The sequence below is a fragment of the Kribbella amoyensis genome (genome assembly GCF_007828865.1).
Taxonomy (GTDB): domain Bacteria; phylum Actinomycetota; class Actinomycetes; order Propionibacteriales; family Kribbellaceae; genus Kribbella; species Kribbella amoyensis.
On sequence record NZ_VIVK01000002.1, the window covers coordinates 196,365 to 208,670 of the forward strand.

A 12,306-nucleotide genomic window follows, 5' to 3' on the forward strand; every position below is an offset into this window, starting at 1 on the left:
AGGTGGCTTCGCTAGCGGAGGGCTGTGCCGTGGGTGTGGGTCAGGAGGGTCAGGTCTTCTCGGGTTGGCAATGCTTCCCAGTCGCCGTAGGCGCCCACGCAGAAGGCTCCCGAGGTTGTTGCTCGGGTCAGGCGTTGTTCGGGGGACTGGTTGTCGAGGGTGGCTGACAGGTACCCGGAGACGAAGGCGTCGCCGGCTCCGATGCTGTCGACGACCGTGACGGGCAGAGCCGGTTGGTGGATCGTGCCCGCCTCCGTGTGGGACCACGCGCCCTTGCCGCCCGCCGTGACCACGACCTCCTGCACACCGCTCTCCCGCAGCGCGTCGACCGGCTTGTCCGCGTCGGTCAACAAGTCCAGCTCGTCCTCGGACGCGAAGACCGTGTGGACCGAAGGCAGCAGCGTACGAAGGACGGCGGCCGCTTCGGATCGGGACCAGAGGCGGCCGCGGTAGTTCACGTCCAGGCTCACCCGCACACCTACCTCGGCAGCCGCGCGTACGGCGGACTCCGTCGCGGTGCGAGCCGTCTCGGACAGAGCCGGCGTGATCCCCGTGACGTGGAGGATCGCCGGCCGAGCAACCTCCAGTGCACCGACACATTCCTCGGCGGTGAGCTGGGACCCGGCCGACCCACGTCGGTGGTAGCTGACCCTGGTGATGTCGTGGGCCGGTTGGTCGAAGGCGATGAAGCCCGTGAACGAGTCGTCGGAGAAGCGCAGGTAGGCCGTGTCGACGCCCTCGGCCCGGAGCGTGCGCTGGATCAGCCGGCCTGGTTCGTCGTTGCCCACGGCGCCGATCCACGCGGCCCGGTGACCCAGTCGGGACAGCCCGATCGCGACGTTGCTCTCCGACCCGGCGACCGAGAGCCGCGCGTCGCCGCCCATCCGCAGCGCGGTGCTGGTCCGGATCGACACCATCGCCTCGCCCAGCGTCAGGACCTCGAGCCCCGCACCCACCACCGGTGACGGGCTCACCGCTCAGCCCCGGTGACCGCGAGGAACTCGGCGGCCCGGGCAGCCAGGGCGGACTGCGAACCACCCTTGCCCGCATCACCCAGCAAGGGCGAGCCGACGCCGACCGCGAGGGCGCCCGCGGCCAGGTACTCCGGGGCGGTGGCCGCGTCGACGCCGCCGACCGCGATCAGGGGCGCGTTCGGCAACGGGGCGCGGAGTTCGCGGAGGTAGCCCGGGCCGTACACCTTGGCCGGGAAGATCTTCACCGCGAGCGCGCCGAGGTCGAGGGCGCCGACCACCTCGGTCGGGGTCAGGGCGCCGCACAACAGCGGGAGGCCGAGCTCGACGCTGCGGTGGGCGCCCCGGGTGATCGCGGGGGTGACCACGAAGCCGGCCCGGGCGGCGGCGACCTCGTCGGCCTGGGCGGCGGTGACCACGGTCCCGGCGCCGATCAGGACGGACGGGTCGAGCTCGGACCGCGCCTTCGCGATCGCCTCGGCCCCGCCGGGCGTGGTCAGCGAGATCTCCAGCGCGGTGATGCCCGCGTCGACCAGGGTCCGGACGCACTCCAGGGCGCGGTCCGGTCCGTCGGCGCGGATGATCGCGAGCACCTTGCGGCGGCTCAGTTCTGCCAGCAGTTCCATCGTTCCTCCAGGCTCCAACCGTAGGGGATCAGCTAGGACATAGGACGTCCGATGTCCACGTTTCAAACAGTCCGGCGGTGGATAACTTTCGAGGTGAGCGCTCCGCCCTGTCAGTTTTCTGCTCACCGGAAGGCAGGAACCCATGCCCAGACCACGCCGCCTGCTGTTCATCCTGCTGTCGACCGCGCTGCTCAGCGCGGGACTGCTGGCCGGCTCCGACCAGATCCCACCCGCTTCCGCCGCCGTCACGCAGACCGTCCTCTTCAACAAGGGCGACGCCGGCTACGGCTGCTACCGCATTCCCGCCATCGTCCGCACGACCGCCGGGACGCTGCTCGCCTTCGCGGAGGCGCGGCGGACCTGGTGCGGCGACTCCCAGGAGATCGACCTCGTCCTGCGCAGGTCCGAGGACGACGGCCGGACCTGGTCCGCGCCGCAGGTGGTGCTGTCCGGGACCGACGACGACCCGAACGCCGTCGCGACCCGCGGCAACCCGACCCCGATCGTGGACCAGGACACCGGCCGGATCGTCCTGCTCACCACGATGGACCCGGGGACCGTCAACCGCCCGCGGACGCCGTACGTGCAGTACAGCGACGACGACGGGAAGACGTTCAGCAAGGCGCGGGACATCGGCGCACAGATCGACGACCCCACTTGGAGCTGGTACGCGACCGGCCCGGTGCACGGGATCCAGCTGACCCGCGGTGCGCACAAGGGCCGCCTGGTCGCCGGGACGAACTACGGCAGCCCGGAGGGGAGCGGCGGCCAGCTCGTCTACAGCGACGACGGCGGCGACACCTGGCACAAGGGTGCGACCGATGTCCGGACCGACGGGATGGTCCCGCAGGAGATCAGCGTGGTCGAGAAGGTCGACGGCGGGATCTACGCGGGCGCTCGCAACAACGGCGCGACCGGTGGCAACAGCCGCGCGTTCGCGGTGAGCAACGACGGCGGGGAGACGTTCGCCGCACCGTTCCAGACCGTCACCGGCCTCACCTCGCCGACCGTCCAGGGATCGTTGCTCCGCCTCCGCGCGACCGACCAGGGCGCGAAGTACAACCGGATCCTGTTCGCCTCGCCCGCGGATCCCGAGCGGCGGCGGTACCTGACGATCCGGTCCAGCTTCACCGAGGGGAACACCTGGCAGACCGTTGCTGAAGGCACCAGGATCACCAGCGACTGGTCCGGGTACTCGGACATGACGATGCTCGACACCGGCGAGATCGGGCTGTTGTACGAGGGCGGCTCGGTGGACGCGCGGGACCAGATCCGGTTCGCCCGGTTCACCGAGTCGGACATCGGGCACCCGGATGCGCCGCTCGGAGCCCCGACGACGCCGGACGTGTCCGGCCTCGCCAACAACGCCTACCTGCGCGGCGGTACCACTTCGGTCGCGGGGAAGTTCGGCCAGGCGCGGGACCTGGACGGGACCGACGACGCGATCCAGCTGCCGTTCGCCGAGTCGCTCGCGGTCGGGGCTGGTGACTTCACCGCGATGACGTGGATCAAGTACGGCGCGAGTACGGCCCCGCAGGCGATCTTCTGGGGGTACGGGATCAACGAGTTCTCCCAGTTCTGGCTGCGTGCCGAGCCGGCCGATGCCCGGATCCGCGGCCTGATCACGACCAACGGCAAGACGGCGTCGGTCTCGTCCACGAAGGCGTACAACGACAAAGCCTGGCACCACGTCGCCCTGCAACGTAAGGCGGGCACGCTCTCCCTCTGGGTCGACGGCACCCAGGTCGGCAGCAGTACGGCGCCGGCCGGTTCGGTCAGCCCGGCGCGCCCGTTCAAGATGTACGTCGGCCAGCGGCTCGACGGGGCGCACCACTTCGACGGGTCGCTCGACGAGGTACGCCTCTACCGGCGGGCGCTGTCCCAGGCGGAGATCACGTCCATCCGCACCACCAACGCGACCAACGTCCCGGACGTCGTCCTGGACCTCCCGCTCGGCTGACAGGGGCCTCACGCTGATCTGGCGGACACCGTCAGCCGCCAGGTCAGCTCACCCGAGGCCGGGACGACGGCGGCGTCGTCGGGCCCGGCCTCGGCGAGGTCGAACACCCGCCCAAGCATCGGCTCCACCCCGAGGCTCCGGTACGGCGCATCGGCCGGGAAGCCACCGAGATTCCGCCACAGCGCGGTCGAATTTGGTTGCCCTGGGCAACTCAACGTGAAGGTCAGCTCCAGATTCGCATCCCGGACCGACGCGGTCGGACAGTCGAGCACCACGGCACCCACCGCGCTCCCGTCGGTCGGCCCGTACGAGCCGAGGTCGATCCCACCAGGCTTCGGCCACTCGCCCTCGATCCACGAGCCGGCCGCCTCCGGGTACAACCGGCACGTCTTCCCCTCAGGTACCTCGATCGACGCACCGACCCCGCAATCGAGCAGAGCATGCGCCGCCCAGACAAACCGGTACCCCGGGGCCGCGATCACCCGATAGTCCACCCAGACGGTCGACGGCCCGTTCGGCTCTGAGACCCCAACCGGCCTCGGACGACCGTTCACCCGCCGGAGGAACACCGCGTCCTCGAACCGAACAGCGTCCCAGGACTCGTCCTCGGGCCACGGGCTCCAGGGCTGGTTCCACAGGCCGCCGTGGTCGGGGACGCCGCGCACGGTCGGGAAGCATTCGTCCAGCCCGCCCGCGTCCACGAACGACGACCGGCCGACACGTGGACCCGATACCAACCCTGGTCCGGCCCACAGCCACTCCCGGCCGGCCAGCCGGAGCGACGTCCAGCGGCCGCCGTCGCGTGGATCGACGGTCACCTCGGCACGGTGGTTCACCATTCTGCGAAGGATCCGTCCTCGTGGGTCCAGACCGGGTTGCGCCAGGCGTGGCCCAAGCGATCGGCCGCGCGGACCGCGTCCTCGTCGACCGTGATCCCCAAGCCTGGCAGGGGATTCCACTCCGCGTGCCCGTCGACCCAGGTGAACGGCGCCGGGTCCACGACGTACGAGGTGAGGTCGCTCTCCACGTTGTAGTGGATACCGCGACTCTGCTCCTGGATCAAGAAGTTCGGAGTCGCGAACGAGACCTGCAAGCTGGCCGCGAGCGAGATCGGTCCGAGCGGACAGTGCGGCGCGAACTGTGCCCCGTGCGTCTCCGCAAGGACCGCGATACGCCGCAACTCCGAGATCCCACCCGCGTGCGACACGTCGGGCTGAACCACGGCCACTCCCGCGTCCAGAGCGGGCACGAACTCGGACCGGTTGTACAGCCGCTCGCCCAACGCCACCGGTACCGTCGAACTCTGCACGACGTCGGGCAGGTGGTGCAGGTACTCCGGCAGTATCGGCTCCTCCACGAACAGCGGGTGCAGGTCCTCCACCGCATGCAGGATCCGCCGTGCCCCCGCGACGCCGATCCGCCCGTGCAGGTCGATCGCCACGTCCAGCTCGTCGCCGAGGACCGAACGGGCGGCGGCGAGTCGCGCCACGACGCCCTTGATCTCGGCGGCGGACGGGGACGGCTGGATCCGGCCGCTCGCGTTCATCTTCACCGCGGTCATCCCGGCCGCGACCTGTTCGGCCACCTGCTCGGCGATCTCGGCCGGCTCGTCCCCGCCGACCCACGCGTACACCCGGGCGCGATCGCGGACCCGGCCGCCCAGCAACGCGGAGACGGGCGCGCCGTACACCTTGCCGGCGATGTCCCACAACGCGTGGTCGAGCCCGGCGACCGCGCTGCTCAGCACCGGGCCACCGCGGTAGAAGCCGCCCTTGGACAGGATCTGCCAGTGTCGCTCGATCTGCAGCGGGTCCTGGCCGATCAGGTACTCCGACAACGTCTCGATCGCGGTGCGGACCACCTCGGCCCGGCCCTCGACCACCGGCTCGCCCCAGCCGACGACGCCGTCGCTGGTCTCGATCCGGCAGAACAGCCAGCGCGGTGGGACCAGGAACGTCTCGATCCGCTCGATCTTCACTTGCGACCCCTGGAGCCGCGCGCCTCGGTGAGGTCCTCGGCCGCCTTGGCCAGCAACTCCCGCATCGCCAGCTCGGCGCCCTCGGGATCGCCGGCCCGGACCGCCGCCACCACCCGCTGGTGGCTCGGTACCGGGTCGTCGGACGGTTTCGCCTTGTGGACCAGCCGGTCGCGGTCGGCCAGGCCGGTCTCCATGATGACCTCCATCTTGGTCAGCAGTTCGTTCCCCGTGGCGGACAGCAACGCCTTGTGGAAGGCCAGGTCGGCGGTCACCGCGGCCAGGTCGTCGGTCGCCGCCGCCATCGCGGCCAGCGCCTCGTCCAGGGCCTGCAGGTGCTCTGCTTCGGCGCGCAGCGCGGCCAGCCGGGCGGCGGCCGGTTCGACGATGCCGCGGACCTCGTGCAACTGCTCGAGCAGCTCGGGCCGGTTGTCGGCGTCGGAGAATTGCCAGCGGATCATGTCCGCGTCCAGCAGGTTCCAGTCCGACCGGGGCCGGACGAACGTACCGCGCTTCTGCCGCGCGTCGACCAGGCCCTTCGCGGTCAGTACCTTGAGCGCCTCCCGGACCGCGGTCAGGCTGACACCGAGGTCGGCCTGCAGAGCGGGCACGTTGATGGTGGCGCCCTCCGGGATCTGCCCGGACAGGATGCGCTGGGCCATCACCTCGACGATCTGGCCGTGCAGTCCGCGGGACACCCCGCGTCGGATCCCCGTCCCTGTCATGCCGAGTCCTTCACCGCGGACCAGCCGCCGTCGACGGTCAGGCTCGCCGCCGTCACGAACGATGCCTCGGCGGACAGCAGGAACGCCACCACCGACGCCACCTCGTCCGGCCGTCCGAGCCGGCCGACCGCGGTCGCCCGGGCGCTCTGGTCCTTGCCTTCGGCGCTGACCCGGTCCCACGCCGCGGTCTCGACCGGGCCCGGCAGTACCGTGTTGACCCGGATCGAGCCGCCGTACTCGACCGCCAGCTGCCGGCTCAGCGCGACCAGGGCACCCTTGCTCGCGGCGTACGCCGGATGTCCGGGCAGGCCGGCGATCGCGTGCACGGACGACACCAGGACCACCGAACCACCGGCCTCGGCCAGATCGGCGTGCAGGGTGCGGAAGCCGAGGAAGGCGGCGGTCAGGTTGACGTCGAGCTGGCGCTGCCACGATCCCGGCGAAAGCTCGTGGGCGGGGCGGACGTCGACCGTGAACGCGTTGCTGACCAGGCCGGTGACCTGGCCGAACTCGTCGTGGGCCCGCGACAGCGCTTCGGCCCAGGTGTCCGGGGCCGCCACGTCACCGAGGACGGCGAGGGACCGGCCGGGCTCCTCCGGACAGGGCTGCACGTCGACCTGGACGACCGACGCGCCCTGGTCGAGGAAGCGCCGGACGCAGGCCGCGCCGATTCCGGTGGCGGCGCCGGTCACCACGATCACCTGTCCAGCCAGCTGCACGGGGATGCCCCTTTCCGGGTCAAGAGCATTGATCATAATTTACGAATAAATACTGCCACAGTCTGCCCCTCTGATGTGCTTGGGTGGGTCGTCTTTCGATCCGCCCGAGTTGTGAGGACGTGCATGAAACTTCGTCAGCAGTGGAAGCTCGGCGCAGCGGTCGTGGTGAGCCTGGGGCTCGTCGTCGGCGGCGTCGCGCACATGGCCACCGCGGACACCGGCGCCCCCGCGAGCGCCGAGCAGTTGCCCCCGGCCACCGGTTCGGTCCCGCTCAGCGCGGCCGAGGCCGCGGCCTTCGCGCCCAGCTCGCCCAGCGGCGTCACCCGGCCGGCCGGTGCCACCACCGCCGCCGAGGTCACCGCCGCGGACGGCACACCCGGTGCGGCGCCCCGGCCGAAGTCGGCCGCTGCCGTCGCGCGGGCGGTCGCCGCGGCGCCGGCGACGGGCAAGCTGTCGATCAAGGGTGTCTACCAGAGCACCAACTACTTCTGCGTGCCGGCGTCGAGCTCGATCAGCCTCGGCACCTACGGCGTCACGGTCAGCCAGCAGACGCTGGCCAAGGAGATGGGCACCACCACCGACGGCACCTACAGCCGCACCTCGCTGCCGGTGATGAACAAATACGTCAACCCGCTGGCGTACTCGGTCTGGAACGCCGACACCACCGGCAACGCGACGAACCTGCTGAACTGGGCCGCCTACGACATCGGCACGCTGCAGAAGGCGCCGACGATCGGGGTCTGGATGGAGAAGCTGCCCTGGAACAAGGGCATGTCCGGCCACTTCGGCCACGCCATCCTGATCTACGGCTACGACCTGACCAAGAAGACGCTGACCGTGTGGGACCCGTGGAAGCCGTCCGGTGGCACGCACACCCTGTCGGCCGCGGCGCTGAACGCGACCATGCAGAGCTACGGCCTCGCGTACGTCGCCGGTCACTCGGACGCCGATCTCGCCAACGCGGGGGACCTGAGCGGCGACAAGCTGGCGGACCTGATCGCGGTGCACCGTCCGACCGGCGACCTCTACCGGTACACGAACAACGGCAACGGCGCCTTCGAGGGCGGCAGCAGCGCGGTCAAGATCGGTACCAGCTGGAACGGGATGTCCGAGCTGACCGGCGTCGGCGACCTGACCGGCGACGGCCAGGCCGACGTGGCCGCGATCGAGAAGTCGACCGGCAAGCTCTGGCTGTACAAGGGCCCGGGCCTGGCCGGCTCCAGCCGGATCCTGATCGGGACCGGCGGCTGGACCGGGATGCGCGACCTGATCAACGTCGGCAACATCACCGGTGACGCGCACGCGGACCTGGTCGCGATCGAGAAGTCCACCGGCAAGCTCTGGGTCTACCCGGGCAAGGCCAACGGCCTCGGGACCCGCAAGCAGCTCGGGACCAGCTGGACCAGGATGACCAAGCTGGCCGCGGTCGGCGACCTGTCCCGGGACGGCAAGCCCGACTTCGTCGCCGTCGACTCGAGCACCGGCAAGCTCTGGCTGTACAAGGGCCCGACGTTCCCCGGCGGCACCGGGCGGGTCGAGATCGGCACCGGCGGCTGGAACGGGATGCGCTCGCTGACCGGCGTCGGCGACCTCACCGGTGACGGCATCCCGGACCTGATGACCGTCGCCAACACCGGCGGCGACGTGTACCTCTACCCGGGCAAGGCGAACGGCCTCGGCACCCGCATCAAGCGCGGCGGTGGCTGGAACGGCTGACCCGGACAAAGGGCGGTGGCCGGTGACTTCGCGGGACCACCGACCACCGCCTGGCTCTATTTGATCAGAAGTTCAACCGATCTGCGGCAGTTAATTTCCTCCACGCTTCGACGGCGCGTCGTTTGCTGGTGACATCCGCGCCGTTTCGCGCCAGGATTCTGAGGGTAAGTGCTTATCCCCGCCCATCAGGAGACACTTATGCGCAGAATTCTCCGCTGGAGCGGCGCCGGTCTGGTCGTGACCGCGCTGCTCGGCGCCCTCACCCCAGCGTCCGCCGCGCCGACCCCGGTACCGGTCCAGCTGGTCTCGATCACCGACTTCCACGGGTACCTCCGGCCGCCCTCGACGGCCGACGGCGGCACCATCGCCGGTCCGGACGGGCAGCCGATCACCGTCGGCGGCGCCGCCTACCTGGCCACGCACCTGAAGTCGATCCGGACCGGTCACCCGAACTCGATCTTCTTCACCGACGGCGACAACTTCTCCGGCTGGCCGTTCGAGGTGGACGCGCACGCCGACGAGCCGACGGTCGAGGTGCTGAACGCGCTCGGGGTCGAGTTCTCCAGCGTCGGCAACCACGAGCTCGACGTGTCGAAGAGCTTCCTGGTCGACCACATGTCGAAGGGCAAGTGCTTCGGCCGGGTCGGGGTGGACAGCTGCTTCACCGACTCGACCGGGCGCCGGTTCCGCGGCGCCGACTTCGAGTTCCAGTCGGCCAACATCGTGGACACCAAGGGCCGCCGCATCGTCGCGCCGTACACGATCCGCTGGGTCCAGGACCACGGCCGGTCGTACCCGGTCGGCTTCATCGGCCTGACCGTGCCGGACACCCCGGTCGGGTCCACCTCGTACCAGCCGGACCTCCGCGCGCTCGACCCGGTCGCCTCGGCCGACGCGGCCGCCGACGAACTGGCCAGGCGCGGCGTCAAGGCGATCGTGCTGAACCTGCACGACGGCGGGACCGACGCGTCAGCGACGTTCGACAACTGCGTGAACCCGAGCGGCCCCGCGATCGACCTGGCCCGCCGGGTCTCGCCGAAGATCGACGCGATCGTCACCGGTCACTGGCACGCTGCCTTCAACTGCAGCCTGCCCGACCCCGACGGCAACCCACGCCCGGTCGTCGAGGCCGCGAACCACGGCCGGCTGATCAACGAGATCAACCTGCAGCTGGACCGTAGGACCGGCGAGGTACTGCGGGACAGGACGACGTCGGTCAACCACGCCGTCACCCGGACGGTCACGCCGGATCCCGCGATCCAGAAGATCGTCGACTACTGGACCACGGCCGGTCAGCGCCGGTACGCCGAACCGGTGGCGACCATCACCGGCGACTTCACCCGCACCGCCAACGCGGCGGGGGAGAGCACCTTCGGCGACCTCGCGGCCGACGTGCACCTGTGGACCGCCCGCAAGGACGGCCGCGCCGATCTCGGCCTGATCGCGACCAAGCCCGCGGTCGGTAGTACGGCGTTGCGCGGTGACCTGTTGGTGGCCAACAGCAACAAACCCGGCGACGTGGACGGCCGGGTCCTGCTCGGTGAGTCGTGGGATGCCTACGGCTACGGCAACCCGGTCCTCACCGTGAGCCTCACCGGCGCCCAGCTGGACGCGATCCTCGAGCAGCAGTGGCAGTCGCAGGCCGACGGGTCGGTGAAGTTCGCCCCGCTCGCGGTGTCCGGCAACGTCGCGTACGCCTACGACGCGAGCAAGCCGGTCGGTGCGCGGGTCGACCCGGCGGACGTGAAGATCGACGGCGCCGCGCTCGATCCGGCCCGGACGTACCGGGTCGCGGCGCTGGCGTACACGGTCATCGGCGCGGACGGGTACCCGGCGTTCAAGCAGGCGACGAACCCGGTCCGCAACGACACCGACCACGAGACGTTCGCCAAGTACCTGCGGGAGCACCGCACCCTCACCCCGGCCCCGCTCACCCGGGTCACGACCAAGGGCTGAGCCCTTTCCAAGGACCGAGGTAGCCCGTGCGCTACCTCGGTCCTGGCCCTGGGACCAGGGACTCGCGCCCGCGCGCTTCGTAGCGTCGTCGGCATGCGAGTTCTGATGAGTCTCCTGTTGCTTCCCGTGGTGGGAGTGGCCACGAACCTCCACCACTCACCAACCCGCGAGCCTCCGGATGTCCCACGCTCGGCAGTGGCGCTGCGGACGCCGTCGGCAGGGCTTGGTGAGTGGTGCGCGTCCGCCTCCACCTGCACCCCGGTTGCCTGGCACGACTGCCGGACCGGGCCGGCCGACGAGGAGGGCAAGCAACTCGCCGAATCCGGCGCCTCCTGCGCGACCGTGAAGGTGCCGCTCGACCACACGAAGCCACGCGGCCGCACGATCGACGTGGCGATCTCGCGGATCCCCGCCGACCCGGCCAAGCGACGTGGCGTCCTGTTGACCAATCCGGGTGGTCCCGGCGGCCCGGGGATCACCTATCCGCTCGCGCTGCGGCCGCTCCTCGGTGAGGTCGCCGCGCAGTACGACCTGATCGGGATCGATCAACGGTTCATGGGCCGCAGCGACCCCCTCGACTGCGGACCGGTACGCCTCGCCGACGTCTTACGAACCTCGGTGACCCGGACGAACTTCGTGACCTCGGATCGCAAGGCCAAGGACTTCGCCACCGCCTGCCGGGAACGCAACCCCGGTCTGCTCGAACACGCGAGCATCCGCAACGCCGCCCGCGATCTCGACGCCGTCCGGACCGCGCTCGGCGAGCAGAAGATCTCGTACTACGGGGTCTCCTGGGGTGCCGACCTCGGGGTCGTCTACGCCCAGCTCTTCCCCGATCGGGTGGACCGCATGGTCGTCGACAGCGTGACGGACGTGGAAGGCTCGGAGTACCGGCATCTCGCGACCGGCGAGCGCGTCGAGGCCGCGTTCGACGAGTGGGCCGCTTGGGTCGCCTGGCGGGACGACAAGTACCACCTCGGCCGAACCGGTATGGAGGTCCGCCGGGCCGTGACCCGGTTGCTGGAGCGGCCGATCACGGTGGGGGAGTACCGCGTCGATTCCGCGGCGCTGCCGTGGTTGCTGCAGTCCGCCCTCGGCGACGAGAGCGACCGCGAGCTGATGGCGCGCAACGTCAGCACCTTGATCCACGGGTCCGCACCGACCGAGGAACTCCAGGCCTGGCTCGCGCAGTACTACAGCTCTGTGCCGATGCTGTCCCGGTTCGCCGCCGCGTCGTTCGCGTTCACCTGTAACGACCGCGGCTGGCCGAGCGGGCCCACGCAGTACTGGCGGGACGTGCAGCGCACTCGCCGGACCGAGCCGCTGTTCGCCACCACGATCCTGCAGTGCGCCTACTGGCGGGACCGCACCACCGAGCCGGAGCTGACGATCGGCAACGACGTCCCGCTGCTCATCGTCCAGGCCGAGCGCGACAACATCCCGCTGAGCTGGGCCGAGTCCTTGCACCGGAAGCTGCCGAAGTCGACGCTCCGGACCGTCGATCGGCGCGGCCACGGCGTGTACGACGAGCGGGTGCCGGCGATGGTGAAGACGGTCAACACCTTTCTGTCCACCGGAGCGGTTCCGTAGTGGATCAGTGCTCGGCACGGATGCTCTCAGGTGGCCGGGGGACGCAGGGTCGTCGTAGTGATCGAACG

Annotated in this window: 10 protein-coding genes; 4 read left to right on the forward strand and 6 right to left on the reverse strand. The window is 70.4% G+C overall.

The features are described from left to right. Window positions 1–11: 11 nt before the first annotated feature. On the reverse strand, window positions 12–974 hold the full coding sequence (locus tag FB561_RS31195) for a sugar kinase (RefSeq protein ID WP_238335237.1): 963 nt from the start codon (window positions 972–974) through the stop codon (window positions 12–14). Next, window positions 971–1,597, reverse strand: a complete 627-nt coding sequence (locus FB561_RS31200; RefSeq protein ID WP_145813634.1) for a bifunctional 4-hydroxy-2-oxoglutarate aldolase/2-dehydro-3-deoxy-phosphogluconate aldolase — start codon at window positions 1,595–1,597, stop codon at window positions 971–973. Before FB561_RS31200 ends, FB561_RS31195 begins: the two co-directional genes overlap by 4 nt. A gap of 142 nt (window positions 1,598–1,739) precedes the next feature. Here FB561_RS31200 and FB561_RS31205 point away from each other — a divergent pair, with 142 nt between their 5' ends. Beyond that, complete coding sequence (locus FB561_RS31205; protein ID WP_145813635.1) at window positions 1,740–3,557, forward strand: sialidase family protein; 1,818 nt, start codon at window positions 1,740–1,742, stop codon at window positions 3,555–3,557. An 8-nt stretch (window positions 3,558–3,565) separates the two neighbouring features. On the opposite strand, the gene FB561_RS31210 is transcribed toward FB561_RS31205, so the two are convergent. The 4 genes from FB561_RS31210 to FB561_RS31225 are packed head-to-tail and all read right to left on the reverse strand — an operon-like array spanning window position 3,566 to window position 6,976. Further along, on the reverse strand, window positions 3,566–4,396 hold the full coding sequence (locus tag FB561_RS31210; protein ID WP_145813636.1) for a hypothetical protein: 831 nt from the start codon (window positions 4,394–4,396) through the stop codon (window positions 3,566–3,568). Further along, entirely contained in the window at window positions 4,390–5,535 is a 1,146-nt protein-coding gene (gene dgoD / locus FB561_RS31215; RefSeq protein ID WP_145813637.1) for a galactonate dehydratase, read from the reverse strand. Before dgoD ends, FB561_RS31210 begins: the two co-directional genes overlap by 7 nt. Further along, window positions 5,532–6,257, reverse strand: coding sequence for a FadR/GntR family transcriptional regulator (locus FB561_RS31220; RefSeq protein ID WP_145813638.1), 726 nt, complete (start codon window positions 6,255–6,257; stop codon window positions 5,532–5,534). Before FB561_RS31220 ends, dgoD begins: the two co-directional genes overlap by 4 nt. Next, window positions 6,254–6,976 (reverse strand): SDR family NAD(P)-dependent oxidoreductase, encoded by a 723-nt coding sequence (locus tag FB561_RS31225; RefSeq protein ID WP_202880958.1) that lies wholly within the window; start codon window positions 6,974–6,976, stop codon window positions 6,254–6,256. The genes FB561_RS31220 and FB561_RS31225 overlap by 4 nt, the downstream gene beginning before the upstream one ends. 123 nt (window positions 6,977–7,099) lie before the next feature. On the opposite strand from FB561_RS31225, the gene FB561_RS31230 reads away from it, so the two are divergent. The 3 genes from FB561_RS31230 to FB561_RS31240 all read left to right on the forward strand — a co-directional run bounded on the left by FB561_RS31230 (window position 7,100) and on the right by FB561_RS31240 (window position 12,238). After that, window positions 7,100–8,692: an FG-GAP-like repeat-containing protein gene (locus FB561_RS31230; RefSeq protein ID WP_145813640.1), complete on the forward strand. Its 1,593-nt coding sequence runs from the start codon at window positions 7,100–7,102 to the stop codon at window positions 8,690–8,692. A 198-nt stretch (window positions 8,693–8,890) separates the two neighbouring features. Beyond that, the gene (locus FB561_RS31235; protein WP_145813641.1) at window positions 8,891–10,648 is read left to right on the forward strand and encodes a bifunctional metallophosphatase/5'-nucleotidase; all 1,758 of its coding nucleotides are present in this window, start codon (window positions 8,891–8,893) and stop codon (window positions 10,646–10,648) included. Between the two features lie 195 nt (window positions 10,649–10,843). Then, window positions 10,844–12,238, forward strand: a complete 1,395-nt coding sequence (locus FB561_RS31240; RefSeq protein WP_238335238.1) for an alpha/beta hydrolase — start codon at window positions 10,844–10,846, stop codon at window positions 12,236–12,238. Window positions 12,239–12,306 lie beyond the last annotated feature (68 nt).